The following is a 25176-nucleotide window of genomic DNA, read 5'->3' on the forward strand; positions in this document are numbered from 1 at the left end:
GCTCGACGAGTTCGGCGCCACCTTGCGCCAGGCGTTGGCCGAGGAGGGGCCGACCCTGATCGACGTCCCGGTGGACTACAGCCGAAACACCGATCTCGCCGCGCACCTGCACGACGACCCCTTCGAATGAGCCGAGACCATGAGTAACGCATACGAGCTTTTCCGCCATTGGGCTGCAACGCTTCTCGGACATCACCACGGCGGGGAGGTGTATCAGTTCTCGACGATCAGCGCCCTGCTCGACGGCGTGTACGACGGCGACGCCACCGTTGCCGATATCCTTCGGCACGGCGACTTCGGCCTGGGCACCTTCAATCACCTCGACGGCGAAATGGTGATCCTCGACGGCATTTGCTACCGACTACGCTCGGACGGAACCGCCACCCGGGCACAGCCAACGGACCGCACACCATTCGCGGCGGTCACGCGGTTCCACACCGACTTCGCGATCCCGGTCCGGACGCGCACCGGGCGCGCGGAAGTGAGCGCGGCGATTGACCGCCAAATCCAAAGCCCCAACCTGATTTACGCGATCCGGATTGTCGGTGATTTCGCCGAGCTGCACACTCGCACGGTGATGGAGCAAAAAGCGCCCTATCCCCCATTGACGGAAGCGACCGAGGACCAGGCCGAAACGGTATTCACCGACGTTTCGGGCACGATCGTCGGGTTCCGCACACCCGATTTCGAACAGGGCATCTCCGTGGCCGGATATCACCTGCACTTCCTCAATGATGACCGGACCGGCGGCGGCCATGTCCTCGACTTCACCATCGAGCGCGGCACGGTCTCGGTCAGCGGCGCCTCGCAGTTGCATCTGAGCCTGCCCACGTCCGGCGGGTTTCTCGGCGCGCAACTGGCCGGTGACGATCTCGCCGAGCGGATCGGGAAGGCCGAAGGGCCCAAAGGCGATCCGCGCTGAAGTCACATCCGCCACACGCGTCTCCGTCCGAGCGGGCACCCTTCGTGCCCGCCTCATAGCGACAACTGCGGGCGCACACTCCATCACGGCGAATTGTCGCTCAGAGGCGGGCACGAGGGGTCATCCTTCCCGCCAGATGCCAGCGTGACGGATGTGACAAGACGCCTTGGTCGGTCGCTCGCTTCCTCAGCGGTAGATGTTCACGCAATCGGGCAGCCGCAGGTGCGCTGGATCGCCCCGGCCGGTGGCGGCCAGGAGAAACTCATGCGCCGCCATGCCGGTTTGCCGCGGGAATTGCTCGACCGAAGCCCCCAAGAGCCGCGCGACGGCCGGTTCCGCGGCGGCCGCGTCATCTCGCAGCAGGGCGCCGAGCACGAAGTCGAGGCTGGCGTGCAAGGCCGGCCCGGCGTCGAACGGCAGACCGACCGCACAACGGATGTCGTCGCCGTGCACGTAGGCGTCGTTCAGCAGCGCGTGCACGCCCTGGCCGAGGGTCAGCCCGGGCACGGGACTGGGTGCCAACCAGCTCGCTTCGTCGATCACCACAGCAAGGCGCGCAACGGAATCCGCCGCGGTCTGCAGCCGCCCGGCGAGCGCGGCCGGTGATTCGCCGCGCAAGGCCGCCGCTTGGTCGTCCGGTGTACGCGTGCCGATCACGCCGCTGACGGTGTCGACGGCCTGACCCACCACGTGGCCGGCCACGTCACGCACCTGCCAGCCGACGCAACGGGTTTCGCGCGTCCACTGCGACGCATCGAGTTGGCCGATGAGTTCGGCGAACGAGCGGTATTCGCTGACGAGGCCCGTGGTCGTCACGACTCGATCGGGTCCCGGGCGCACGATCGTGGTCATCGCAACGCCTCCGCCACCGTCCGCAGCTGGCGCAGCTGCTCGATGAATCCGTCCGGGCCGAGGACTGCTATTCGGCACACCAGATCCCGCGCGCCAGCGTCGATATAGCTCGCCAGCCTTGCGGTCACGGCGTCGGGCGTCCCCGCCGCGAACGTCTGGATCTGCTCGACGACATCGATGCCGAAACCGTAAGTCTGGGTGGCGAAATGATCCGAAGCCGCCCGCCCGCCGTCGGGATCATCCGTTATCAGCACGGTAACGAACAGGGCCGGCGTCACCGCGTCGGCGGCGCGGCCCGCGATCTCGGCGGCGGCCCGCACCTCGGCCAGACCAGACGAATAGGCCTGCGGTGTCGGAGGATACGGGAGCCACCCGTCGTAGAAACGGCCGGCGCGGGCCCGCGCACCAGGCGTGTCCGCGGCCAGCCATACCGGCGGGTCGGACGCGTTGAACGGCGTGATGCCGGCCGGAATGTCGTCGAGATGCAGCACAACCCCGTGAAACGAACTGGGCTCCTTGGTGTTCCACAGCTGGCGCCATAGTGCGACGGTGTCGTCGAGGCGCGCGAAGCGCCGGCGCCACGGGACCTCGGAGGCCGCGTACTCCACCTCGGACAAGCCCGGGAAGCCGGCGCCGACCGCCACCGCCAATCGCCCGCCCGACAGCCGATCGATGGAGGCCAGGACCTGCGCGGTCTGCACCGGCCGCCGCAGCACGGGCTGCAGGGCGGCGGTCCCCAGGGTGATCCGATCGGTGACCGCGGCCGCCGCCGACAGAAACGTCAGCGCTTCGATGCGCGGACGCACCAACGAGTCGTTTGCCCACAGCGAGTCGAACCCCAGATCCTCGACGGCGCGGGCAAAGTCGAGTAGGCGGCGCAGGTCGGTACCGGCCCATGGTTCGGCGGCCAGGGGAGGCATCACGCCGAGGCGGAGTGGCTGATTCATACGGCGATCGTGTCGCCCGCACTGGCGCGCGGCAATTCCCTCGAGGGAATAGCGGCCAGCGCCGCGAACGGGTTGACTGTTTGCATGTCGGTTTCGGTGCAGGGCGACTTCGGCACGGCGCTGCGGGAGTGGCGTAATCGGCGACGGCTCAGCCAGATCGACCTGGCCAACGATGCCGGCACCACCCAACGGCACCTGAGCTACTTGGAGCAGGGTCGATCGGTGCCGGGGCGCGACATCGTCAGCCGGCTGGCCGACTCGCTGCAGCTGTCGCTGCGGCAACGCAACTCGCTGCTATCGGCGGCGGGGTTCGCGCCCGCGTATCCGGAGTCGGCGCCCGACGCGCTGCTGCTGCAACCGGTGCGAGAGGCGTTGCAGCATGTGCTCGACGGCCATCTGCCGTATCCGGCGATGGTCATGGACGGCTTCGGCGAATTGGTCGCCGCCAACGGGGCGTTCGGACTCCTGACCGACGGGGTGGCGGAGTGGCTGCTGGAGCCGCCGGTCAACGTGTTGCGCGTCGCGCTGCATCCGGAGGGCATGGCGGCGCGCATCGTGAACCTCGACGATTGGCGGCGCCACATTCTGCATGGCCTGCGCGAGCGCGGTCCACACCCGCGCATCGACGCGCTGATCGAGGAACTCGAGGGATACGGCGTGCCGACGCCGGGCGGGCGGCCGATCGAATCGCTCGGGTTCGCGGTGCCGCTGCACCTGCGCTCCCCCGACGGTGACGTGCGGCTGATCGCGACGATCTCGACGTTCGTCACGGCGCTCGATGTCACCGTGTCGGAGCTGCGCCTCGAGGCGTTCCTGCCCGCCGACCGGGAAACCGCCGCGATTCTCGCCCGCCGTCACAGCAGGTGAGGCGAATTCACGGAGTGTTCAGGCACGCGACGGTTCCACATCGATGAATGCACATACGCGCCGCGTGTCCTCACGTTATGCGCGTTGCACAGGTCGCCAACTTCTATGGCCCCCGCTCCGGCGGCCTGCGCACCGCGGTGGACCGGCTCGGCGCCGAATACTGCGCCGCCGGGCATGAGGTGTTCCTGATCGTCCCCGGCCGAAACGCCGAACGCACGGAGCTGCCCACGGGCGTGGTGCGAATAACCATGCCCGCCCGGTTGATTCCCTTCACCGGCGGCTACCGCGCGGTGATGCCGGGACCCGTCAAGGCGCTGCTGGCGGCGCTGAAGCCCGACGCGTTGGAGGTCTCCGACCGGCTCACCCTGCGGTCGCTGGGGCCTTGGGGCCGCGAATACGGCGCCAACACGGTGATGATCTCCCACGAGCGCCTGGATCGCCTTGTGGGGCAAGTACTTCCGCGGCGCAGCGCGGAGAAGTTCGCGGACTTCGCCAACCGGCGCACCGCCGCCAACTACGACACCGTGGTGTGCACCACCGCGTTCGCGCGCGAAGAGTTCGACCGGATCGGCGCCACCAACACCGTCACCGTGCCCCTGGGCGTGGACCTGCAGACGTTCCACCCGCGCCGGCACTCCTATCTGGTGCGGCGGCGCTGGGCCACCCCAGAGCAGATCCTGCTGGTGCACTGCGGCCGGCTGTCGGTGGAAAAGCGCGTCGACCGCAGCATCGACGCCCTAGGCGCGCTGTGCCATGCCGGCGTCGACGCCCGGCTGGTCGTCGTGGGCGAGGGGCCGTTGCGGGCCAGGCTGGAAAGGCAGGCCTCCCGCCTTCCGATCGACTTCACCGGCTTCATCAACAACCGGCGCACCGTCGCCGAGCTGCTGGCCACCGCCGACGTGACGCTGGCGCCGGGCCCGCATGAGACGTTCGGGCTGGCCGCGCTGGAATCGCTGGCATGCGGGACACCGGCCGTCGTGTCGCGCACGTCGGCGCTGACCGAGATCATCACCCCGGACAGCGGCGCGCTGGCCGACAACGACCCCTTCGCCATCGCGTGGGCGGTCGGCGCGATTGTCGGTCGACCGGAAAACCACCGCCGTCGCTCCGCGCGGCGCCGCGCGGAGAACTTCACTTGGGAACGCGCCGCGGCCGGCATGCTGGCGTCGTTGGGGACCGGCGAAACCAAAGAAAGCGCGTAGCGCTGCTAACCGCAGCTCAAGCCGACTCGGCGAGCAGAGACCCGGGGCTATCCGCCGCCGCTGGGCTTGTTTTCCGGGTGCTTGCCGGGGCAGTAGTCCGCGGTGGCCGCGCCGATGAACGTCTCGGCCTGCGCCTGGGTCAGCTTGTGCGACCCGGTCAGCTGGTCGATCTCATCCTTCTGGGTGTAGCCCGCCTCGAGGTCCTTGCACATGGTGCGTGCCATGTTCACCACCTGTGACGGCGAACCCAAGTTGATGCCGTGCCCCGCCAGGTATTCCGCGAAGTCCTGGTCCGTCTGGTCGGCGTGCGCGACGGCTGCGGGCACCCACGTGAAAGCCAGGAACGCGCCGAACGCGACCGCAGTAAGCTTCTTCTTCATTTCCCCATCACTTTCGAAAACCACACGGGCCGGAAGCCCACTGTAATTAATCCTCGCGTGCGAGCGGTTCCATGGTCAATAGTCTTCTCGCGGGACCGCACGCCGAAAGCCAAACTTCAATCCGCCGTTCAGTTTTAGTTCTGGTCGAGTTTAATTCTGACCGCGCCGCCGACCTCGTCGGGGACCGCAAGAGTTCACCTTCGGTTCCGACGGCGTTTACTTCTTGGCCCGCGGCTAGGCTCGCGGGAGACGCAAGGAGGTGCACTAGTGGAGGCCCGCGACCAGGTGCTGATCACGGCCACCGAGCTGGCCGCCGCCATGGAGGGCGGCGACCCGCTCGCGATACTCGACGTGCGTTGGCGCCTGGACGAACCCGACGGCCGCGCGGCCTACCTGGCGGGCCACCTGCCGGGCGCGGTGTACGTGTCGCTCGAGGACGAGCTGAGCGACCACGGCCTGGCCGGCCGGGGGCGCCACCCGCTGCCGTCCGGGCGCAGCCTGGAGACGGCCGCGCGCCGATGGGGCGTCGGCCAAGACGATTTGGTCGTCGTCTACGACGACTGGAACCGTGCCGGCTCCGCGCGGGCGTGGTGGGTGCTGACGGCGGCGGGGCTGGAAAACGTGCGCATCCTGGACGGCGGCCTGACCGCGTGGCGCGCGTCGGGACGGGCCCTCGACACCGGCCCGGTCGATCCGCCGCCCGGGAATGTGGTTGTGCCGCACGATGATCTGTACGCGGGCGGACGACCCACGTTGGCGGCCGCCCAAGTTGGCGAGGTTATGACGCTGCTCGATGCTCGTGCCCCCGAACGGTTTCGGGGCGACGTCGAACCCCTCGACCCCGTCGCCGGCCACATTCCCGGCGCGAAAAACCTTCCCAGCGGCGCCGTCCTGGCGGGCGACGGGACCTTCGTCGGCGATTACGCGCTTGACCAACTGCTGTCCGACCACGGCATCGATCGCGAGGGCCCGATGGGCGTCTATTGCGGCTCGGGCGTCACCGCGGCCATCACGATCGCTGCGCTCGCCGCGGCGGGCCGAGAGGCGGCGCTGTATCCGGGGTCGTGGTCGGAGTGGTGTTCGGATCCCAGCCGCCCGGTTGCCCGCGGCGCCGAGTGACTCAGACGCCGGCCCAGCTCTGCAGGAAGGCCGCGGTTACCCGGGCCGCGTTTTCCGCCGCGATTTGCTTGTAGAAGAAGAACTCGAACGGGAACCCCGGCAGGCCCAGCGGGTCGCCCGCGCCGTCCGAAACCCCGCGGATGCCCAGGAACGGCACGCCGTGCGCGTCGGCGACCGCCTGCACCGCCGCCGTCTCGTTGTCCGTCGCGTCGAAGGCCGGGTTGGCCGTCGACGCGATGTTCAGGTTGCTGATCAGTGAGTTTCGCAGCCACGGCCCCGCCGCCTGAAAGAAGTTGCCGGTGTAGAAAAGCGAGCGATCCGGCGCGCTGCAGGGTTGGCAGCCGAACACGTCGCCGCCGTTCGGTATGCACGGGAACGCGCGGCCGTTGTTGTTGTCGGAGCTGGAACCGTCGCCGCCGACCACCAGCCTCGGCTGGCGCTTCAGGTTGATCAGCTTGACGCGGGGAGCGTTCTCGCACAGGCAGATCGGATTGCCAAGGTAGTTAACGCTTTCCAGGTCGACGCTCAGCGCCTGGGCCGCGGCCAGCATGCCAGGGTCGACGGGGTGAAACGTCGCGCCCCGATCCAGGCTCCAGCGGGCCGGCACCGCCACGTCCCCAATGTTGACGCGCGCGCCGCCCCCGGCGACGCCCGAGAACACCACCGCCCCAATGGAAACCGACGACGCGCAGGTGAACCGCGTGAAGGCGGTTTGGGCGGTCTCGGTGGCGTTCACCAGGCCGATGCCCGTCATCGCCACGATCACCTTCTTGCCGCCGATCGTCCCGAGGTAATAGCGCCGGCGCTCGGACCGCACCACCGGGTGGGGGTCCAGCGCGGTGAACGACAGCACGGCATCGGCCTCGGCCGGGAAGGCGGACAGCACCAGCGTGCGCTGTTCGCAGGAATCCGTCGTCACCTCCGGCGCGCCTGCGGGCTCGGCGGCGGCCACGCCGGCGCCCACCGACAGCGCGAGCGCCACCATGGCGGCGACGCGAAAAGGCTTGAGCACGCTCCCCCTGGTTTTTTGTCGGTCATGAATGCCGAGACTCGCTGCCTTATCGATGTGGCTAATGTGATGGCTTGATTTTCGCGCATCGAGGGTGCGGCTGAATATTCGTTATCGTTCTTTTTGTTTAGCGATTTCGTGTCGTTATTGCCGCTAGTCTCAACGGCGTGCTTGAAGTGATCGACAAGGGACCGAACGGCGGCTCCGGCAAAACGCCCTTGTTGTTCGTCCACGGCGCCTGGCACGGCGCCTGGTGCTGGGACGAGCATTTCTTGGACTTCTTCGCGGCGAAGGGCTATCGGTCGGTGGCCGTCAGCCTGCGCGGTCACGGGAAGAGCCCCGCGCCCAAAGCCATGCAGTTCTGCTCGATGGCGGACTTCGTCGACGACGTCGCCTCGGTCGCCGACGGCCTGCCCGAACGGCCGGTGGTGATCGGGCACTCCATGGGCGGCTTTGTGGTGCAGAAGTATCTCGAGTCGCACGACGCGCCGGCCGCCGTCCTACTCGCGTCCGTGCCGCCCAGCGGGATCGCCAGATTCCTGCTGCGCCGGTTCAGGCTGCACCCGTGGCTGACCGCGCGGCACCTCGCCATCACCAAATCCAAGGGGAGTATGGGCCGCACCGCCGAATTGGCCCGGGAAAGCTTCTTTTCCGACTCGACTCCCCTCGCCGACGTGGCGCGCTACGCGGCCGGGCTTGACGAGGAGTATGTGGGCAAACACGTGCTCGGCATGCTGTGGCTCGATCTGCCGACGCCCTCCCTCGTCAACACCCCGGTTTTGGTCCTCGGGGCCGAAAACGACATCCTTTTCTCGACACGGGAAGTGCGGGCGACCGCGAGGGCATATCACACCGAGGCGCAGTTCATTCCGGGAATGGCGCACGACATGATGCTCGAGCCCGGCTGGGCCGACGTGGCCGAGCGAATTCACGCCTGGCTCGAAACCCGTTGTCCGGCGGCGTCGCCGAAATGACCGGGCGGCTCGACGGCAAGGCCGCGATCATCACCGGCGCCAGCAGCGGCCTGGGGCCGGTGATGGGGTCGCTGTTCGTCGCGGAAGGCGCCCGGGTGCTGCTGGCCGCGCGGCGGGAAGAGCTGGTCCGCGACGCCGCGGCAGCGGCGGGTCCGGGCGCGGTCGCGATGCGCGCCGACGTCACCAACGAGGACGACGTCGCCGCCATGGTGGCGCGGGCCGTCGACGAGTTCGGCCAGGTGGACATCCTGTGCAACAACGCCGCCGCGCCCGGCCAGGACCGCTGGATCTGGGAGCAGACGCTGGACAACTGGAACGCGACCATCGCCGTCGACGTCACCGCGGCCATGCTGTGCACCCGCGAGGTGCTCAACCGGTCGATGCTGCAACGCCGGCGAGGGGTCATCCTGAACTTCTCCTCGACGGCCAGCTACGGCGGGATGGTCCGCAAGACCCACTACGTCGCCGCCAAGGCGTCGCTGCGCGCGTTCACCAAAGCAGTTGCGCTAGAGGTCGGTCCGTACGGCATCCGGTGCAACTGCATCGTGCCCGGCGCCATCGACACCGACCTGTTTCGCAAGTGGGTGCAACGCACCGCCGACGAGCAAGGGGTCGACTACGAAACCCAACGCGCCAGGTCACTCAAAGGGGTAGCGCTGCAAGACATTTCCTCGCCGTTGGACGTCGCCAACCTGGCGCTGTTCCTGGCCAGCGACGAGAGCCGAACCATCACCGGCCAATCCATCCCCGTCGACGCCGGAGGATACATGCAGGGATGAGCACCGCCGCAGTCAAACTATCGGTGGCCACACCCGTGGTGACCATGCTGCCCGGTAGCAGCGAATGGACCCGAGACGCGTCCATCGAGGATCTCGCCCAGATCGCCGAGGCCGCAGACCGACTCGGCTATCACCACCTGACGTGTAGCGAGCACATCGCGCTGCCCGCCGCCGAGCGCTCCCGCCGCGGTGCCCGCTACTGGGATCCGTTGGCCACGCTGGGCTACCTCGCGGCGCGCACCCGGCGGATCCGGTTGGCCACCCACGTGCTGGTGCTCGGGTACCACCATCCGCTCGAGATCGCCAAGCGCTACGGCACCCTGGACAAGGTCAGCAACGGCCGGCTCATCCTCGGGGTCGGGGTGGGCAGCCTCAAGGAGGAGTTCGAGCTCCTGGGCGCCCCGTTCGACGACCGCGGGCCACGCGGTGACGACGCGCTGCGCGCGCTTCGCGCCTCGCTGTCCGTCCCCGAACCCGCCTACCATGGCGAGTTCTATTCGTTCGGTGGGATGGTCGTCGATCCCTGCGCGGTCCAGGAACGCGTCCCCATCTGGATCGGCGGGCGTACGCTGCGATCGCTGCGCCGCGCCGCGACCCTGGCCGACGGCTGGGCCCCCTTCAACGTCAGCCCGCAGCAGGTCCGAGAATGGCTGGGCCGTTTCGACCTTCCGCCCGGCTTCGAGGTCGTGCTGCCGCCGTCGGCGCCGCTGGATCCGATCAACGAGCCGGAACGCACCCGCGACGTGCTCGGCGAGCTCGGCGCGCACGGCGCCACCATCGTCAGCGCGATCTTCAAAGACGCCTCGCTGCAACAGTATCTGGACAATCTGGCGGCGCTCGCGGAACTGAAAACGTCGTAGGAAAGGGCTTCCATGTCGAAGGCGATCCGAGTGCTGGCCATGCTTTTGTTGGTGTCCGGGGCCCATGCGATAGTTTCCCCGGCCACGGCCACCGGCACGCCATCATGCGTCGGCCTGTCGATATGCCCGCCACCGCCGCCGGACGCCGACGGCAACCCGGGATGTTATTACGCCGACGGCTGGCAGGGCTCGGGCGCCGGCATCGAGGTGTGGTACTTCCATGAGCCGCAGAACATTTCGAAGCCCGACAAGGTCACGGCCCTGGTACGCAAGAAGGACGGCACCACCGAGTCTCAGGACGCCAACATCGAAGCCGGGCAACAGGTGCACCGCTTCGAGTTCGCGACCATCGACAAGTCGGCCGTCCAAGAGGTGTTGCTCACCAGCAGCAGCGGCCGGTGCTTCGTGATCGGACCGGGCACGTGAACCGTGTCAAGGCAGGCTTTTTCAGCCTTACCCCTCCCGCACCCGACGACGACGGCAGCTATCTGCGTTGGCACCTGCTGGATCACATGCCCGAGCAATACCAACTGCCGGGCATCGTCCACGGGCTGCGCTGGATCGCCGACGGCGCCTACCCCGAACACCGCCTGGCGGCCGACGGGCCGCTGGCGCAGGTGGGCAACGTGGTGCACTACCTGATCGGTGACCCCGTTGAACAAACCTTCGACGACTTCGTCGCGCTCGGCCGCTCGCTGCGGGAAAACGGCCGCTTTCCCGTCACGCGCCCGTCGCTACAGGTGGCCGGCCTGCGGCTGCTGCAGTGGCAGGCCGCGCCGCACGCCCTCATCTCGCCCGAGGTGGTGCCCTTTCGGCCGCACCGCGGCATCGTGCTGATCATCGAGGAACCCACCGAAGGCCGCCCCGACACGTGGCTGCAATGGCTGCACGCCGAACACCATCCGGCGCTGCTCGCCGCGCCCGGCACCGCCGGCGCTTGGACTTTCGGTACGAGTACCGGGTGGAGCCACCTACCCGCGGGGTGGCTGACGGACCACCAATACACCACCGTCGTTTACCTCGACGCCGACCCGCTCACCACCGTCGACGCGCTGGCTCCGCTCATCGAGGAACGGTGGCGGTCGGGCGCGGTGCGGCCCCTGTTCGCGGGACCGTTACGAACGATGGTCAGCTGGGAAGCGTGGCCGTGAACTGCGCGGATCCGCCGTTCGGCGGGTCGCCAGAGGGATGAGACCTCGCCGCAACGCACGGCCTCTATAGTCCTTCTGAGCTCTAGCAAAGGACGTGAGATGACCAGTTCGCGACTCGTTCTCGCCGCCGCGCTCGGCGTGATCGCCGTGGCGGCCACCCTGCCGGCCTGCTCGAGCAAGAGCGGCCAGCCATCTTCTGCCACGAGCACCAGCGCGGCCCCGCCGAGCACGACCGTCATGATCGGCGGCAACAAACACACGATCATGACGAAGGTCGAATGCACCGCGACGGCGGCACAACCCAGCGCCACACCCGCGGAGTCCGGGGACCTGACCACCCGCATCAGCGTTCACGACGATTCGGCTTCGGTGTCGCTGGCGCTGTCGGACGAAAAGCCGCCGAGCGTCGACGGCTTTTCCCTGTCGCTCAAGGCGGGATCCGGTGAGTACCAGCTGCCCTACCAGGCGCCCCAGTCCGCGACCCAGGTGCAGGCGACGAAGGACGGCAAGAGTTACACCGTGACCGGGACGGGCCAGGGAGTGTCGCCCAATCAGGGCGACGTGCACCAGGTGACGTTCGGGATTCACGTGACCTGCCCCTGAGCGACACCTTAAACCAACTGCCGCAGTTTGCTTTTCGGGCCTCATCTGTCACTCGAGTCACCGCAGGAGGTTGGGTGGCTTTTTGCCCGCCTCAGAGCGACAAGCGGTAACGGCAACCAGCTGTCGCTATGAGGCTGGCACAGCGGCGCATCCCAAATTTCCTGTGATGCCTGGGAATTATCGATGCCTGGTTGTCCACCGCGACCGCCTCTGCGATGCTGTCAGCTTGGACATCTTCGCGGAGTGGCAAAGCGGCGGGACCGAGCTGCGGTGGCGGTCGACGACGGCCGCCAACGACGGGCAGGAAGTGACGGTGTTCAGCCGTCGTTGCGGTACCCCCGGGGCACCCGCGCTGGTGCTGGTGCACGGCTTTCCGACGTCGAGCATCGACTACTTCGGCCTGTCCCACGAGCTGGCCTCAGAGTTCGACATGTTCGTGCTCGACTTTCCCGGCTACGGATTGTCCGACAAGCCGCCGGCCCCGTACGTCTATTCGTTGTACGACGATGCGCGCCTGCTCGTCTACGCGATCACCCAGGTGTGGAAGCTGACCGAATTCCGCATGCTCACGCACGATCGCGGCAGCAGCGTCGGCATGATCGCGCTGGAGATGTTGGCGGCCCAGGACCCGCCCGTGGTGCCCGTCGACCTCATCCTGACCAACGCCAACATCTATCTCCCGCTGGCGAACCTGACCGTGTTCCAGACCGCCCTGCTCGACGCCGCGACCGGGCGGGACACCGCGGCGGCGACCACGCCGGAGATGCTCGCCGCCGGCCTGGGCGTCAGCACCTTCATGCCGCGACGGACACTGGAAGACCCGGAGATCGCCGCGCTGGCGCGATGCTTCGCCCACAACGACGGCATCCGCGTGCTGCCGGACACCATTCAATACCTCAAGGAACGGGCCGCCGACGAAACCGGTTGGCTGGAGGCGCTTTCCAAGAACCCCGTCAACACCACGGTGGTGTGGGGCATCCATGACAACGTCTCACCTGTGCGTGTTCCCAACTACGTCTGGCAGACGTATCTGAAGAGCAAGCCCGGTCGCAACCGCTACTGGGTGGTGCCCAGCGCCGACCACTACCTGCAGTGCGATGCCCCCGGCGAACTGGCCCAGATCGTTCGCCTCACGGCCCAGGGCGGGGACATCCCGCTTCAGACGCTCGGCAATCAGCCCGGCGGCGCCGTGCTGGTCGACGAAAGCTTCTCCTAGCCGTCACGCCCGCCGAACGCCCGGCTGGCCGGGTAGTCGAGCCCGAGCGCCCGGCTGGCCGGGCATTGGGCGCGGGGCCGGCTATCCCCGGGTGACGACGGGCAGGCGCGCCCACCCGCGCACGCTGGCGGTGTGCGCCCGCTGGGCGTTGGCGTAGTCGACTTCCCAATCGGGCCAGCGTTTGAGGACCTCCTCGAAGGCGACTCGGGCTTCCATCCGGGCCAGGGCCGAGCCGAGGCAGAAGTGCAGGCCCTGCCCGAAGCTCAGATGGCCGCCCTGGCGATGAATGTCGAAGCGGTCCGGATCGGCGAAACGACGTTCGTCCCGGTTGGCCGAACCGTTCAGCAGCAACATGAACGACCCTTCCGGCACCACGCGGCCGTAGTGCTCGGCATCGCGGGCGACGTAGCGAGCCTGCACCGGCGACGGCGGTTCGTAGCGCAGCGTTTCCTCGACCGCACCAGGGATCAGCGACGGGTCGGCGACGAGTTCGCGCCGCTGATCCGGGTGATCAGACAGCAGCTGACCCATGAAACCGATTAAGCGAGCGGTGGTTTCGTTGCCGGCACCCGCGATCATCGCGGTGTAGGACAGCACCTCGGTCCGGGACAGGGGACGTCGGGTCCCGTCGGGTTCTTCGATCTCGGCCCGCAGCAGATCGGTCATCAGGTCGTCGGAGGGGTTGTCGGCGCGCCATTCGATGTACTCGGCGAACATCGCGATGGTGTCCGCGAACAGATTCGGATTGACCTCACCGGGCTTGCGCCCCTCGGCCATTTCGATGAAGGCTCCGTTGCGATCCCGGATGTTCGCCTGGTCCGCCTCGGGTATGCCCAACAGATAGCCGATGGTCCGCATCGGCATCATCGCCCCGAGGTCGGCGATGAAATCGAACCCGCCGGCACCGATCAGCGGGTCGAGTTCGCGGACGCAAAACCCACGCACCATGGACTCGACGGCCAGCATGCGTCGCGGCGTGAAAACCCGGGACAGCAGTTTGCGGTGCAGGTCGTGCAGGGGCGGATCCTCGAACAGCAGGATGCCGGGCGGCACCTCGATGTTGTTGAACAGGATGTCGGCGGTGGTGCCGCGTCCGGATCGGTAGGTCTCCCAGTTCGGCAGTTCGCGCGCCACGTCCTCGTACCGGCTCAGCGCGTAGAAGTTGTACTTCTCGTTGTAATACAACGGTGCCTCCGCGCGCATGCGTTTCCACACCGGGTAGGGGTCATCGTCGATGGCGACGTCGTAAGGGTCGTAATACAGCTCAGCTGAACGTAACATCTTGCCTCTCAGTCGTTTCGGTGCAGGAAGCCGTGCAGGATCGCCTGGACGAGTTCGTCGACGATCACTTCCCGCGCCGGCTGCTTTCTGCCGAAGTAGGTCGATCGCAATGCGGCCATGCCGGCGATCATCGCCACCGTCGAATGCGCCGGCAGGTCAGGGTGATCCGACCGCAACCCGCGCAGGTGCATGCCCTCGGCGCTGATCTGGCCGAGCACCGTGAGGGCGCGCCGGACGTCGTCGATGCCGGCGTCGGCTTTCTCCTCGTCGCTGAGCGCCTCCGACGCCATCAGCGTCAAGAGCAGACCCTGGTGTTCCACGAACACGTCGTAGAGCTGCCCGACGAAATGGCCCGCCAGGTCCTCCTCCTTGGTCTCCTCGGGCACGACCGCCTGCCAGGTGCGGCCGAACTCGTCGACGAAGCTGGTGAACGGTGCGACGAGGGCCTCGCGGAACAGCGCCGCCTTCGAGCCGAAGTGGCGGAACAGCAGGTGTTCGGTTACGCCTGCGGCCTGGGCGATTTCGCGTGTGGTGGTGCCGCGGTAGTCCTGCCGCGCGAACAGCTCCCGCGCGGCGTCGAGCAGCAGTTTGCGCGGCGCGCCGCGGGGCCGGCGCGTGGCCGCGGTAACCGGGGGTCGCTGGGGCACGACTTTTAAGATAGCATGCACTATCTTGAGGATCGACCCGAAGCTGGAAGGGGTGCCGACGTGGGTGCTGCCATCATGCTGGGCACGCTGTTCGGGTTGATCGTCCTGATCTTTGGCCTGGTGGTGCGTTTCGATCCCGAGGCGCGCCGCTCCTGCGGACACGAGGGCGGTCGATGAGCAGCGGGATGACGCCCGTGATGCAGGCGGCCAGCGGCTTCGCCCTCGTCGGTGGCATCACATTCACCGCGATCGGTGTCTACCTGAGCATTCGCCAACGCCGGATACACCCGCTGCTGCTTCTCTGCATCTCGGCGATCTCGTTCTCGTGGATCGAGGCGCCCTACGACTGGGCGATGTACGCCCAGTTCCCGCCCGCCATTCCGCGGATGCCGTCATGGTGGCCGCTGAACGTGACCTGGGGTGGGTTGCCCTCGTTCGTTCCCATCGGCTACATCTCCTACTTCGTGCTCCCGGCCGTGACCGGGGCGGCGCTGGGGCGGTGGTTGAGCGCAAAGTTCCAGTGGCGCAGGCCAACCACCCTCCTCATCGTCGGGCTCGTCGTCGGCTTCTGCTGGGCGCTGCTGTTCAACGGGTTCCTGGGAGCCAAGCTCGGCGTCTTCTACTACGGACGCGTCATCCCCGGGCTGGCGATACGCGAGGGCACCATTCACCAATACCCGCTCTACGACTCCCTCGCGATGGGCATACAGATGATGGTCTTCACCTACCTGCTCGGGCGCACCGACGCGCAGGGACGCAACGTCATCGAGATGTGGGCCGACAAGAGATCGAAGACTCGCCTGCAGTCGTCGGTGCTGTCGATCGCCGCGATCGTCGTCGTCGGAAACCTGCTCTACGGCGCTGTTTTCGCGCCGCACCTGGTGACGAAGCTGGGCGGCTGGGTGACCGCGGGGCCGACCGAACAGTTGTTCCCGGGCGTGCCGAACCAGCCCAAGTAGCCGCGACCTACCCGGTGAACACCGGCAGCTTCGCCCATCCCCGCACGCTGGTCGTGTGGGCCTTGGCGGCGTTGGCGTAGTCGACTTCCCAGTCCGGCCAGCGCTTGATGACCTCCTCGAGCGCGACGCGGGCCTGCATGCGCGCCAAGGCCGATCCCATGCAGAAGTGCAGCCCGTGGCCGAAGCTGAGGTGGGTGTCGCCGCGATGGATGTCGAACTTGTCGGCGTCGGGGTACCTGCGCTCGTCCCGGTTGGCGGATCCGTTGACCAGCAACATGATTGAGCCCTCGGGAACTGTCGTGCCGTGGCAGGAAACCTCGCGGGCGACGTACCGCGCCTGCACCGGCGAGGGCGCCTCGTAGCGCAACGTCTCCTCGATGGTCATGGGGATGAGCGACGGGTCGGCCACGATTTCGCGCCGCTGGTCGGGGTGTTCGGCGAGCAGCTGGCCCAGGAAGCCGATCAGACGTGTCGTCGTCTCGTTACCCGCGCCGGCGATCATGCTGGTGTACTGCAGCACCTCGATCCGCGTCAGCCGCCGGGCCTCGCCGCCGTCCTCGACCTCGGCGTTAAGTAGCTGGGTCATCAGGTCGTCCGACGGGTGGTCCACCCGCCAATCGATGTAGTCGGCGAACATCTCATAGCTGCGTTCGAAGAATTCTTGCGTGGCGGGCCGGAACGTCGCCTCTTTCAGGGTGAGCTGACGGCCGCCCTTGTCGCGGATCGCTTCTTGGCCCTCTTCTGGGATGCCGAGCAGGTAGCCGATCGTGCGCATCGGGACCATCGCGCCGAGATTCTCGATGAAGTCGAACGTGCCCGTACCCACCAGCGGGTCGAGCGCGCGTGCGCAAAAAGCCCGCGTCAAGGGTTCGATGGCCTCCATCCGGCGGGTCGTGAAAACCTTTGAGAGCAAACGGCGATGCAGATCGTGGATCGGCGGATCCTCGAAGAGGATGATCCCGGGCGGAACCTCGATGCCGCTCTTGATGATTTCGATCGTGGTGCCGCGGCCCGACCGGTAGGTGTCGAAGTTCATCAGCTCGCGGGAGACGTCCTCGTAGCGGCTCAGCGCGTAGAAGTTGTACTTCTCGTTGTAATAGACCGGCGCCTCGTCGCGCAGCCGCTTCCAGATCGGGTACGGATCGTCGTCGATCTCGAAATCGAAGGGGTCGTAATAAACCTTCGCCGTGCTCGCCCCGGTCATAGCGGTGTCTTCGTCTCCGCCAGCGCCTCCGGCAGCACGACCTCGCCCACGCGCTTGAGGTAGGGCCACGCGACTTCCGGTGGCAGCCCACCGCACAGCGGCGACAGGTTGAGTATCTCGCCGGCGCGGACCCGCGAAATCGCTTCCGGGACCGAGATAATCACGTGCGACGCCGGATTGTCACGCAGCTCATCGATGGTCTTCACGTGCGAGAAGCCGGCCGTCGTCTCGTCCCCGGGATTCCACGCGGCATAGGTCCGCACGTCGTGCAGCAGGTGCTCGCCGAGCTCTTTCCACGCCTGGTCCACATCGTCGGCGACGAATACGACCGAGGGGGTGTCGCGGCCGGGGAACATCGTCGGGCCGGGCGTGTGACCGTGTTCGCGGCAGGCCTCCTCGTAGGCCTCCCGCATGCCGGGTTCGTTGGCATTGCCGAGCATGCCCAGCCCGTACCTGCCGGCCCGGCGGGCCGCCGCCACGGTTCCGCCGCCCCACATCAACGCCGGGCCGCCGGCGGTGTGCGGGCGCGGCGTGACCGTGATCCGGCGCCCGTCCTGGCTGACCGTTTCGTCGGACAGCAGCGAGCGCAGCAGCGCGAGCTTTTCGTCGGCGAGCCGACCGCGACCGCGCATCGCCACGCCGAAGTGCTCGAACTCCTCGGGCCGGTAGCCCAGGGCCAGGATGTACGACGCGCGTCCCTTGCTGATGATGTCGAGGACGGCCATGTCCTCGGCAAGGCGCACCGGGTCGTAGAACGGGAGGATCAAGATGAGGCTCAGCGCTAAGCGCTCCGTTCTCGCGGCCACGGACGACGCCAACAACAACGGGGACGGCAGGTAGCCGTCCTCGGACCCGTGGTGCTCACAGAACACCGCCGCGAGGCCGCCATGATCCTCGGCCCACGCGCACATTTCGGGCACAGCGCCGTACAGCGCTACTCGCGGCGCCCCCCACGCGGGGGCGCGCATGTCGAAGCGCAGCGTGAACACAGGCGACTCCTAGCCAACCTAATATTTGTATCGCGTACGGTACGTGCCCGCCGAGAGCTGCGTCAACGGTTAGTCAAAGACGTGGCGCGGCAAAGTCGTCGGGATGTCGAGCGAGCTGAGCAGGCCCGGCGGCGCGGCGACCACATACGGGATCGCGTTGACCACCCGCATGGCCGTCGCGGTCATCGCCGCGTGACCCGCGCCATGGCCCTCGGCCTCGCCGAGAGTCAGCACGCAATGGACGTCGGGATCGCCCTCGATGTCGACCCGATAGGTCGCGTCGCAATCCGAGGCGGGCCAGTCGGGGGCGACGTCACGGGCCATCCGGATGACGTGCTCGATCACGATGGCCTCGCGGCCGCACACCACGCCGGCGGCCCGGGTGCGCACCGCGCCGCAGGTGCCCGCCTTAATGGTCCCGAACGCCACGTCGATGTCGCAATCGGTGAGTTCGCGCTCGAACGAACCCCGCACCTCCGCGACGTCGACACCGAGGCCGTTGGCGATCAGGTGAATCGGTGCCTGCCAAGCCATTTCGATGAAGCCCGGCGTCTTGAGCATGGGCTCGAAATCCAACGGGCGGCCGAAACCCAGGCCGTCCATCATCACGTCGGCCACCGGGTAATGGTCGTTGAGCGCGACCTCGCTGGCCGTGAGGGTGCGGATGTTCTTCGATTGCGTCGTCATCACCAACGCAAGTTGGTCGGAGGCGAAGCCCGGGAAGATGCCCGAGACGTACAGCGACGCACCGCCCGCCTTCGCCGCGGCCTCCAGGTGGTCGCGCCAGTCCGGCGCGAAATACGACGGCGGGTACACCAGGCTGGTCGATGTCGTCGACACGACGTTGATGCCCGCCCGTAACAGCCGCAGGTAGTCGGGCACGGCGGCGCCGTCGCGTTCGGGACCGCTCGCGGCGTAGACGACGGCGTCGGGCGCCAGCGCGATCAGCGCGTCGGCATCGTCGGTGGCCGTCACGCCCAGCGGCCCGATGCCGGCCAGCTCACCGGCGTCCTTGCCGACCTTTCCGGGCGAATGCACCCATACGCCAACGAGATCCAGGTCGGGCCGACGGCTGACGGCGTCGATCGCGATCTTCCCGACTCCCCCGGTGGACCACACGACGGTGCGCACGAGCACTCTCCTTACCGGTTCGCCGCGGCCGCGGCGCGTTCGAGGTAGGGCCACGCCACCCGAACATGAGCGTGTACATCAGCTGCAGGTTAACCTAAGATTTGTTCACTAGGATAGTGTGCACTTTCTTAGCGGCTTAAGGGCAACGGCCGTCTCGACTTTCGGTACGCGCACTCGAGGAGGAGCAGGATGACGGCTCATCGCGTAGTGGTCTGGGCGACGGGCGGCATCGGATCGATCGCCATCCGCGCCATTCAGCGGCGTCCCAACCTCGACCTGGTCGGCGTGTGGGTGCACTCGCCGGAAAAGGATGGCAAGGACGCCGGCGAACTCGCCAGCGGCGAGCCGATCGGCTTGAAAGCCACCAATGACGCCGACGCGCTGATCGCGCTGAAACCCGACTGCGTGATCTACGCGGCCAGCGGCCCCGAACGCGACGCGCTGGCCATCCCGGATTACGTCAGGCTGCTCGAGGCGGGGATCAACGTCGTCACCACCAGCACGACGCGATTGGTCAACCCGCACGCCTACGAACCCGCGGAGTGGCGCGACCAGCTCGTCGCGGCGGCCAAGCAGGGCCAGGTGTCGCTGTACGCGTCGGGGATCGAGCCGGGGTTCGCCGCGGACTACCTCCCGCTGGTGCTGTCCACGCAATCGTCGTCGATCGAGAAGATTCACTCGTTCGAAATCGGCCTGTACGACGACTATGGCGTTCCCGACATCATGAGCGACGCGTTGGGTTTCGGCCGCCCACTGGATTACCAGCCCTGGATCGGCTATCCGGGCGCGATCGCCGGCGAATGGCAGGGGCAGATCCGATTGATCGCCGATGCGCTCGGCGTCGAAGTGCGGGAAATCCGTGAGACTTTCGACCGCGCGGTCACCAACCGCACCCTCGAGGTTGCGATGGGCACCGTCGAGGGCGGCACGTGCGGCGCGCTGCGCATGCAGGCGATCGGGGTGGTCGACGGACGCGAGGCCATCGTCATCGAGCACGTGACCCGGCTCGCGCACGATGTCGCCCCCGAGTGGCCGACCGGAATCGGCGACCTGTCCTACCGCATCGCGATCACCGGCGACCCCGACATCGAGTGCACCCTGGCGGCCACGCTGAAGGATCCCCGCAAGGCCGGGGTCGGGGGAATGACCTCCGGGGCGGGCGCGATGGTCGCCACCGCGATGCGTGTCGTCAACGCCGTGCCGTATGTCGTTGCGGCGGAACCCGGGCTGCTGAGCTCGGTCGATCTACCCCTGACGATTCCGAAGCACGCCTTCGCCACCTAGTCTGCCGAGGTGACCGCTAACCCGCTCGAGGAACTCACGCTGCAGCAACTCCGGCTGCGCACCAGCATGAAATGGCGCGCGCACGCCGACGACGTGTTGCCGCTGTGGGTCGCAGAGATGGATGTCGCGCTGCCGCCGACGGTGGCCGCGGCCCTGCGCCGGGCGATCGACATCGGCGACACCGGATATCCCTGCGGTACGGCGTTTGCCGAAGCGGTCAGCGAATTCGCTTCGCAGCGCTGGCAATGGCACGACCTGCAGGTCGGCCGCACCGCGATCGTTCCCGACGTCATGCTCGGCGCCGTCGAAATGCTGCGTCTGGTCACCGACCGCGGCGATGCCGTCGTCGTCAACCCCCCCGTGTACGCGCCGTTCTACGCGTTCGTGTCGCACGACGGCCGCCGGGTGGTCGAGGCGCCGCTTGACGTCGACGGCCGAATTGACCTGAGCGCCTTGGCGGACGCGTTCACCCGGGCCGGCGCGTCGGGCGGCAGGGTCGCATACCTGCTGTGCAATCCGCACAACCCGACCGGGTCGGTGCACACGTTCGAGGAGCTGCGCGCCGTCGCCGAGCTTGCCCGCCGGTTCGGCGTTCGGGTTGTCTCAGACGAGATCCACGCCCCGGTCATCCTGCCGGGTGCGCGATTCGTCCCCTACCTGACCGTGCCCGGCGCCGAGAACGCGCTGGCCCTGACCTCCGCCTCCAAGGCGTGGAACCTCTCGGGCCTGAAGGCGGCGTTGGCCATTGCCGGCCCGGAGGCGGAGGCGGACCTGCGCCGGATGCCGGAAGAGGTCAGCCACGGCCCGAGCCACCTCGGCGTCATCGCCCACGCCGAAGCGTTCCGCAGCGGCGGCGAGTGGCTCGACGCACTGCTGAGCGGCCTCGATGCGAACCGGACGCTGCTGGGCAATCTGATCGCCGAGCACCTTCCCGGTGTGAAATACCAATGGCCCCAGGGCACTTACCTCGCGTGGCTCGATTGTCGCGAGCTCGGTTTCGACGAGGAGGCCGGCGGCAGGCTGGCGGTGGTCGCGGACATGGCGGGGCCGGCCCGCTGGTTCCGCGACCACGCCCGCGTCGCGCTCAGCTCCGGTCACGTCTTCGGCACCGGCGGCGCCGGGCATGTCCGGTTGAACTTCGCCACTTCGAAAGCCATTCTCACCGAGGCGATATCGCGAATGGGCAGGTCCCTGAACCGGTGAGCGCAAAACCGTTGCGCGACGGGGCCAATGGGTGAGTTGTATTTTCTATATCGCCGGTGATATCGCAAATCGAAGTCGCCTTATGACCGGCTGACGATGCTCACGTGACTCATGTGATTTCCGATAGCGTCGAACGACTTTCGGCTACGCGGGAACGTCCTCGGCACCGCGGTCCAGGTTGCGGAAGCCCTCCGCGGGCTTCTTGATGCCCAACAGGAACGGCAACGCGCTCAGCTCCAACTTGGCCGTGGCGCCGAGCCGGCCGAAACCGCTGCGCCGCGGCCGCACGACGGGCACCTCCGACGTGGCGAGGTCGATGTAATGCGTCGAGGTGTCCCCGATGCCCTCGAAGTGGTGGACCAGCGGCTTGCACAGCCCCCGCATCGGGTCGTCGAGGCATGCGGCAACCGGATCGGTCATCAACACGTACTCAACAACTGGTACCGAGTTTTTCAGCATCCGGTGCACCAGGATGACGTCCACCCCGGCGAGTTCGACGTGGCGTTTCACCTTCTGCTCCGCGACCTCGCCCTGGTGCACGACGAACTTCAGCGACAGATTGTCCAGCTGCCCGCAGCTCGCGCAGTCACAGGCGATGTCCACCTTGAACCGCTCGCGCTTTGCGAGGAAAGCCTCGCGCATCCGCGACAGCCGCTCGCATACCAGCACTTTGGCGTTGCCGTCGGGCGCCCAGAAGAACGCCGCGTCGCCCTCCAGCTTGGCGAGTTTCAGCCCTTTGCCGGCGTCGATGACGGCTTCCAACAACCCGGCCACCGTTAGCTGCGCGTGCGCCAGGTGCGTCCGGTTCCAGCTCATGTAGTGGGTGTATCCGCCGATGTCGGCGATGAGCAGTACCGCTTGCCGGATGGCCATGATGGGGGCAGTTTAATTGTTGCCAGCTACCGTCTCAATGAATCTGCCACTGGACGAAATCGCGCTGCCGCGAGAGGCTTGCAGAGGTCTCACCCCCGGAGGAGCCGAATATGGATGTGCTGCGAACCCCAGACTCCCGATTCGAAAACCTGGAGGGCTATCCGTTCGTAGCGAACTACATCGACGTGACTGCAAGCGACACCCCGCCGCTGCGCATGCACTTCCTGGACGAGGGTCCGGTCGACGGCCCACCGATCGTGCTGCTGCACGGCGAGCCGACGTGGAGCTACCTGTACCGCACGATGATTCCGCCGCTGGCCGACGCCGGCAACCGAGTGCTCGCGCCCGATCTGATCGGCTTCGGCCGCTCCGACAAGCCCAGCCGGATGGAGGATTACACCTACCTGCGCCACGTCGAGTGGGTGACCTCGTGGTTCGAGCGGCTCAACCTGAAGGACGTCACCCTGTTCGTGCAGGACTGGGGATCGTTGATCGGCCTGCGCATCGCCGCCGAGCAGGGCGACCGGATCGCGCGGCTGGTGGTCGCGAACGGTTTCCTGCCCACCGCCGAGCGCCCGACGCCGCCGGCCTTCCGCCTGTGGCGGGCGTTCGCCCGCTACTCCCCGGTGCTGCCCGCCGGACTCATCGTCGCCTTCGGCACCGTCCGCCGGGTGCCCCCCAAGGTGCGCGCGGGCTACGACGCCCCCTACCCGGACAAGACCTATCAGGCCGGCGCCCGCGCTTTCCCTCAGCTGGTGCCGACGTCGCCGTATGACCCGGCGATCCCGGCCAACCGGGCGGCGTGGAAGACGCTGGGCCAGTGGGACAAGCCCTGCCTGGCCATCTTCGGCAACAGGGATCCCATCCTCGGGCAAGCGGACCGCCCGTTGATCAAGCACATCCCGGGCGCGGCCGGCCAGCCGCACGCCCGCATCAAGGCTAGCCACTTCATCCAGGAAGACGCCGGACCCGAACTGGCCCGACGCGTGCTGTCCTGGCAGCAGGCGCTGCACTGAACGGGCGCTAGCCGCTGTTGATCAGCCGCGTGACGCCGCGCATCAGCGCCCTGCTGGCCGCGTGGCGCGCCCGATCGACGGCGGACCCGGTACCCGGCGGCTCCGCGGCCCCCAAACGCGGGAACAGCCTGAGGGCATTGGTGCGCTCGATCGCCGTGCGGGCGTCCGCGTCGAGCCCCGGGTAGGTTTCCAGGCCCGCGGCGAACAGCTTGCCGGCCGCGACGGGAGCGAAGGGCCAGTCGGAGCCGAAGGTGACGTGTCCCGGCTTCGCGAAGGCCAGCAGGCTGGGCAGCGCCGCGGCGCTCGACGACAACGCGGTGTCGAAGTAGAAGCTTGCGAAGTCGTCCAGGCTGTCGGTGGGGCTCCGTCCGGTGTCGCTCAGGATGCCGAGCGCCATGCGGTGCGACGCGTACGGCACGAATCCGCCGGCGTGGCTGAGGATGAATCGGATGTTGGGGTACTTGCGGCAAATCTCGTTGCGGACAAGTAAATACGCCGCGCGAGTGGTGTCGAGCAGGAAGTCGGCCGCGAACGGTGGGACGCCGTCCACGACGGGGCCCGGAAGGTTGGCGGGGTGGATGAACACCACCGCCGAGCGCGCGTCCAGCGCCGCAAACAGATCGTTCTGTCCGTCCTGACCCAGATAGGTTCCCGCGTTGTTGGCGAGCAGCACGACCCCGTCGGCGTGTAACTCGTCAAGGGATCTCGTGACCTCGTCGACGGACTCTCGGACGTGCGGCATGGGGACCGTCGCGAAGAACCCGAACCGATCGGGCTGGGCCCGGACGAGTTCGGCGAGGTAGTCGTTGATATCGCGGGCGAGCGGGGCGGCATCCTTCGCGTCCCGCAGGAACGCGGTGCCCGGCGTGGACACCGACAGGATCGCGGTGGCGACGTTCAGTTCGCCCATCGTCTGCAGCGACTCCTCGGGGCTCCACTCCGGCAGCGCACGGCCGCTCTCCTCGTCGATCTTGGCCTTTCGCAACAGGTCTCGGTAGAAGGACGGGATGGCGTGGTGGTGGGTGTCGATCCGCAACATCGCTGCTCCCTTGTCGATCAATGGGCTGGAATGCCCGCGCCGGCCAGGGTCGGCGCGACGTCCACGTGGTGCCCCTCTGGAGTGTGCCCCTAGGATGCTAATTCCTGGTGGGTGGTCGCCCAGGTGGTCTCGTCGACATCGCCCTCGCTCTCACCGGATCGCGGTGGGTGCGCTAGTCCTTGGCCGTCGCCGCCCGGGGTGCGACGATCAGCGGATGGACATGGTAACGATGGGCCTGATGGGCACGGTCGTGGGTGCGTCGGCCATGGGCATCGCGGGCGTCGCGAGGTCCGCCGCCGACAACTTGCTCCCGGGAATGGTTTCGAGCACCAACAACAAGCATCAGATGAAGATGCACATCCACGCCCAGCGCTGCGACGCCATCCAACGCTGGCGGAGCGGCTTGGCGAACGCGCGGGACGCCTACCAGCAATGGGCTTGCGGCACGCAAGCCGGCGATCCGCCCAATGTCGTCGGCGACGAATGGTTCGAGGGCTTGCGGCCGTACCTGCCGACCACTGGCGATGCGGCGGCATTGCGCACTGCCCACGAAGTGCATTGCGACAACCCGACTCTCGCGCTGCTCTCGCTGGAGATCGGGCGCGTCGAACAGGAATGGATCAACGAGGCCAACGGCCGTCGGCGCCGGCTGACCTTTTGAGGCCGGCG

At 67.5% G+C, this 25176-nt stretch carries 27 protein-coding genes; 16 read left to right on the top strand and 11 right to left on the bottom strand.

Translation table 11 applies throughout. From position 1 onward, the window contains the following. The first annotated feature begins 139 nt into the window (after positions 1-139). On the top strand, positions 140-922 hold the full coding sequence (budA, locus tag N415_RS11350; protein WP_081665191.1) for an acetolactate decarboxylase: 783 nt from the start codon (positions 140-142) through the stop codon (positions 920-922). A 186-nt stretch (positions 923-1108) separates the two neighbouring features. Here the strand turns inward: budA and N415_RS11355 are convergent, their stop codons facing one another. Further along, on the bottom strand, positions 1109-1774 hold the full coding sequence (locus N415_RS11355; protein WP_068181124.1) for a maleylpyruvate isomerase family mycothiol-dependent enzyme: 666 nt from the start codon (positions 1772-1774) through the stop codon (positions 1109-1111). Next, entirely contained in the window at positions 1771-2721 is a 951-nt protein-coding gene (locus tag N415_RS11360; RefSeq protein ID WP_068181129.1) for an LLM class flavin-dependent oxidoreductase, read from the bottom strand. The genes N415_RS11355 and N415_RS11360 overlap by 4 nt, the downstream gene beginning before the upstream one ends. 84 nt (positions 2722-2805) lie before the next feature. Here N415_RS11360 and N415_RS11365 point away from each other — a divergent pair, with 84 nt between their 5' ends. Together N415_RS11365 and N415_RS11370 are read left to right on the top strand one after the other, a co-directional pair. Next, the gene (locus N415_RS11365; protein WP_068181132.1) at positions 2806-3588 is read left to right on the top strand and encodes a helix-turn-helix transcriptional regulator; all 783 of its coding nucleotides are present in this window, start codon (positions 2806-2808) and stop codon (positions 3586-3588) included. A gap of 77 nt (positions 3589-3665) precedes the next feature. Next, entirely contained in the window at positions 3666-4790 is a 1125-nt protein-coding gene (locus tag N415_RS11370) for a glycosyltransferase (protein WP_068181135.1), read from the top strand. A 47-nt stretch (positions 4791-4837) separates the two neighbouring features. Here N415_RS11370 and N415_RS11375 read toward each other — a convergent pair whose 3' ends face one another. After that, a complete protein-coding gene (locus N415_RS11375; protein WP_068181138.1) occupies positions 4838-5170 on the bottom strand; it encodes a DUF732 domain-containing protein in 333 nt (110 codons plus the stop codon). 267 nt (positions 5171-5437) lie between these two features. Between N415_RS11375 and N415_RS11380 the strand changes: the two genes are divergently transcribed. Continuing rightward, on the top strand, positions 5438-6289 hold the full coding sequence (locus tag N415_RS11380; protein WP_068181139.1) for a sulfurtransferase: 852 nt from the start codon (positions 5438-5440) through the stop codon (positions 6287-6289). A 1-nt stretch (position 6290) separates the two neighbouring features. Here N415_RS11380 and N415_RS11390 read toward each other — a convergent pair whose 3' ends face one another. Continuing rightward, entirely contained in the window at positions 6291-7301 is a 1011-nt protein-coding gene (locus N415_RS11390) for a 5'-methylthioadenosine/S-adenosylhomocysteine nucleosidase (RefSeq protein WP_239645504.1), read from the bottom strand. Positions 7302-7465: 164 nt separating this feature from the next. Between N415_RS11390 and N415_RS11395 the strand changes: the two genes are divergently transcribed. From N415_RS11395 to N415_RS11425, 7 genes are all read left to right on the top strand, one after another. After that, positions 7466-8272, top strand: a complete 807-nt coding sequence (locus N415_RS11395; protein WP_068181142.1) for an alpha/beta hydrolase — start codon at positions 7466-7468, stop codon at positions 8270-8272. Continuing rightward, positions 8269-9051 (top strand): SDR family oxidoreductase, encoded by a 783-nt coding sequence (locus tag N415_RS11400; protein WP_068181334.1) that lies wholly within the window; start codon positions 8269-8271, stop codon positions 9049-9051. The genes N415_RS11395 and N415_RS11400 overlap by 4 nt, the downstream gene beginning before the upstream one ends. Continuing rightward, the gene (locus tag N415_RS11405; protein ID WP_068181145.1) at positions 9048-9911 is read left to right on the top strand and encodes an LLM class F420-dependent oxidoreductase; all 864 of its coding nucleotides are present in this window, start codon (positions 9048-9050) and stop codon (positions 9909-9911) included. Before N415_RS11400 ends, N415_RS11405 begins: the two co-directional genes overlap by 4 nt. Before the next feature lie 12 nt (positions 9912-9923). Then, positions 9924-10337 carry a hypothetical protein gene (locus N415_RS11410; RefSeq protein ID WP_081665192.1) on the top strand — a complete coding sequence of 138 codons (414 nt, stop codon included), beginning with the start codon at positions 9924-9926 and terminating at the stop codon, positions 10335-10337. Continuing rightward, on the top strand, positions 10334-11062 hold the full coding sequence (locus N415_RS11415; protein WP_068181148.1) for a hypothetical protein: 729 nt from the start codon (positions 10334-10336) through the stop codon (positions 11060-11062). Before N415_RS11410 ends, N415_RS11415 begins: the two co-directional genes overlap by 4 nt. A gap of 99 nt (positions 11063-11161) precedes the next feature. Beyond that, entirely contained in the window at positions 11162-11665 is a 504-nt protein-coding gene (locus N415_RS11420) for a lipoprotein LpqH (protein ID WP_068181151.1), read from the top strand. A gap of 226 nt (positions 11666-11891) precedes the next feature. Next, positions 11892-12881, top strand: a complete 990-nt coding sequence (locus N415_RS11425) for an alpha/beta fold hydrolase (RefSeq protein ID WP_068181156.1) — start codon at positions 11892-11894, stop codon at positions 12879-12881. A gap of 81 nt (positions 12882-12962) precedes the next feature. Here the strand turns inward: N415_RS11425 and N415_RS11430 are convergent, their stop codons facing one another. Next, positions 12963-14162 carry a cytochrome P450 gene (locus tag N415_RS11430; RefSeq protein WP_068181160.1) on the bottom strand — a complete coding sequence of 400 codons (1200 nt, stop codon included), beginning with the start codon at positions 14160-14162 and terminating at the stop codon, positions 12963-12965. 8 nt (positions 14163-14170) lie between these two features. Continuing rightward, positions 14171-14809 (bottom strand): TetR/AcrR family transcriptional regulator, encoded by a 639-nt coding sequence (locus N415_RS11435; protein ID WP_193376434.1) that lies wholly within the window; start codon positions 14807-14809, stop codon positions 14171-14173. Between the two features lie 173 nt (positions 14810-14982). Between N415_RS11435 and N415_RS11440 the strand changes: the two genes are divergently transcribed. After that, complete coding sequence (locus tag N415_RS11440; protein ID WP_068181165.1) at positions 14983-15768, top strand: spirocyclase AveC family protein; 786 nt, start codon at positions 14983-14985, stop codon at positions 15766-15768. A 7-nt stretch (positions 15769-15775) separates the two neighbouring features. Here the strand turns inward: N415_RS11440 and N415_RS11445 are convergent, their stop codons facing one another. The 3 genes from N415_RS11445 to N415_RS11455 form a co-directional block, all read right to left on the bottom strand. Next, the gene (locus N415_RS11445; protein ID WP_068181167.1) at positions 15776-16972 is read right to left on the bottom strand and encodes a cytochrome P450; all 1197 of its coding nucleotides are present in this window, start codon (positions 16970-16972) and stop codon (positions 15776-15778) included. Beyond that, complete coding sequence (locus N415_RS11450) at positions 16969-17961, bottom strand: LLM class flavin-dependent oxidoreductase (RefSeq protein ID WP_068181171.1); 993 nt, start codon at positions 17959-17961, stop codon at positions 16969-16971. Before N415_RS11450 ends, N415_RS11445 begins: the two co-directional genes overlap by 4 nt. Before the next feature lie 69 nt (positions 17962-18030). Beyond that, the gene (locus N415_RS11455) at positions 18031-19092 is read right to left on the bottom strand and encodes a dihydrodipicolinate reductase (RefSeq protein WP_081665199.1); all 1062 of its coding nucleotides are present in this window, start codon (positions 19090-19092) and stop codon (positions 18031-18033) included. A gap of 189 nt (positions 19093-19281) precedes the next feature. Here N415_RS11455 and N415_RS11460 point away from each other — a divergent pair, with 189 nt between their 5' ends. Both N415_RS11460 and N415_RS11465 read left to right on the top strand, forming a co-directional pair. Continuing rightward, complete coding sequence (locus tag N415_RS11460; protein ID WP_068181176.1) at positions 19282-20376, top strand: dihydrodipicolinate reductase; 1095 nt, start codon at positions 19282-19284, stop codon at positions 20374-20376. Between the two features lie 9 nt (positions 20377-20385). Further along, positions 20386-21579: a MalY/PatB family protein gene (locus N415_RS11465; RefSeq protein ID WP_068181179.1), complete on the top strand. Its 1194-nt coding sequence runs from the start codon at positions 20386-20388 to the stop codon at positions 21577-21579. 144 nt (positions 21580-21723) lie between these two features. Here N415_RS11465 and N415_RS11470 read toward each other — a convergent pair whose 3' ends face one another. Further along, positions 21724-22452, bottom strand: coding sequence for a DUF2652 domain-containing protein (locus N415_RS11470; RefSeq protein WP_068181182.1), 729 nt, complete (start codon positions 22450-22452; stop codon positions 21724-21726). Positions 22453-22562: 110 nt separating this feature from the next. On the opposite strand from N415_RS11470, the gene N415_RS11475 reads away from it, so the two are divergent. Further along, positions 22563-23468, top strand: a complete 906-nt coding sequence (locus N415_RS11475; protein ID WP_068112394.1) for a haloalkane dehalogenase — start codon at positions 22563-22565, stop codon at positions 23466-23468. Between the two features lie 7 nt (positions 23469-23475). Here the strand turns inward: N415_RS11475 and N415_RS11480 are convergent, their stop codons facing one another. After that, positions 23476-24507 carry an amidohydrolase family protein gene (locus N415_RS11480; RefSeq protein ID WP_068181185.1) on the bottom strand — a complete coding sequence of 344 codons (1032 nt, stop codon included), beginning with the start codon at positions 24505-24507 and terminating at the stop codon, positions 23476-23478. 238 nt (positions 24508-24745) lie between these two features. On the opposite strand from N415_RS11480, the gene N415_RS11485 reads away from it, so the two are divergent. Continuing rightward, positions 24746-25168, top strand: coding sequence for a hypothetical protein (locus N415_RS11485; protein ID WP_239645505.1), 423 nt, complete (start codon positions 24746-24748; stop codon positions 25166-25168). Positions 25169-25176: the final 8 nt, after the last annotated feature.

The organism is Mycobacterium sp. UM_CSW (genome assembly GCF_000455205.1).
In the GTDB taxonomy this organism is placed as follows: Bacteria; Actinomycetota; Actinomycetes; order Mycobacteriales; family Mycobacteriaceae; genus Mycobacterium.

What these genes read in the sequence shown, in the direction of transcription:
- budA (WP_081665191.1), top strand. Translation starts at nt 140, where the DNA reads ATGAGTAACGCATACGAGCTTTTCCGCCATTGGGCTGCAACGCTTCTC.
- N415_RS11355 (WP_068181124.1), bottom strand. Translation starts at nt 1,774, where the DNA reads ATGACCACGATCGTGCGCCCGGGACCCGATCGAGTCGTGACGACCACG.
- N415_RS11360 (WP_068181129.1), bottom strand. Translation starts at nt 2,721, where the DNA reads ATGAATCAGCCACTCCGCCTCGGCGTGATGCCTCCCCTGGCCGCCGAA.
- N415_RS11365 (WP_068181132.1), top strand. Translation starts at nt 2,806, where the DNA reads ATGTCGGTTTCGGTGCAGGGCGACTTCGGCACGGCGCTGCGGGAGTGG.
- N415_RS11370 (WP_068181135.1), top strand. Translation starts at nt 3,666, where the DNA reads ATGCGCGTTGCACAGGTCGCCAACTTCTATGGCCCCCGCTCCGGCGGC.
- N415_RS11375 (WP_068181138.1), bottom strand. Translation starts at nt 5,170, where the DNA reads ATGAAGAAGAAGCTTACTGCGGTCGCGTTCGGCGCGTTCCTGGCTTTC.
- N415_RS11400 (WP_068181334.1), top strand. Translation starts at nt 8,269, where the DNA reads ATGACCGGGCGGCTCGACGGCAAGGCCGCGATCATCACCGGCGCCAGC.
- N415_RS11405 (WP_068181145.1), top strand. Translation starts at nt 9,048, where the DNA reads ATGAGCACCGCCGCAGTCAAACTATCGGTGGCCACACCCGTGGTGACC.
- N415_RS11410 (WP_081665192.1), top strand. Translation starts at nt 9,924, where the DNA reads ATGTCGAAGGCGATCCGAGTGCTGGCCATGCTTTTGTTGGTGTCCGGG.
- N415_RS11420 (WP_068181151.1), top strand. Translation starts at nt 11,162, where the DNA reads ATGACCAGTTCGCGACTCGTTCTCGCCGCCGCGCTCGGCGTGATCGCC.
- N415_RS11430 (WP_068181160.1), bottom strand. Translation starts at nt 14,162, where the DNA reads ATGTTACGTTCAGCTGAGCTGTATTACGACCCTTACGACGTCGCCATC.
- N415_RS11440 (WP_068181165.1), top strand. Translation starts at nt 14,983, where the DNA reads ATGAGCAGCGGGATGACGCCCGTGATGCAGGCGGCCAGCGGCTTCGCC.
- N415_RS11445 (WP_068181167.1), bottom strand. Translation starts at nt 16,972, where the DNA reads ATGACCGGGGCGAGCACGGCGAAGGTTTATTACGACCCCTTCGATTTC.
- N415_RS11460 (WP_068181176.1), top strand. Translation starts at nt 19,282, where the DNA reads ATGACGGCTCATCGCGTAGTGGTCTGGGCGACGGGCGGCATCGGATCG.
- N415_RS11470 (WP_068181182.1), bottom strand. Translation starts at nt 22,452, where the DNA reads ATGGCCATCCGGCAAGCGGTACTGCTCATCGCCGACATCGGCGGATAC.
- N415_RS11475 (WP_068112394.1), top strand. Translation starts at nt 22,563, where the DNA reads ATGGATGTGCTGCGAACCCCAGACTCCCGATTCGAAAACCTGGAGGGC.
- N415_RS11480 (WP_068181185.1), bottom strand. Translation starts at nt 24,507, where the DNA reads ATGTTGCGGATCGACACCCACCACCACGCCATCCCGTCCTTCTACCGA.
- N415_RS11485 (WP_239645505.1), top strand. Translation starts at nt 24,746, where the DNA reads ATGGGCACGGTCGTGGGTGCGTCGGCCATGGGCATCGCGGGCGTCGCG.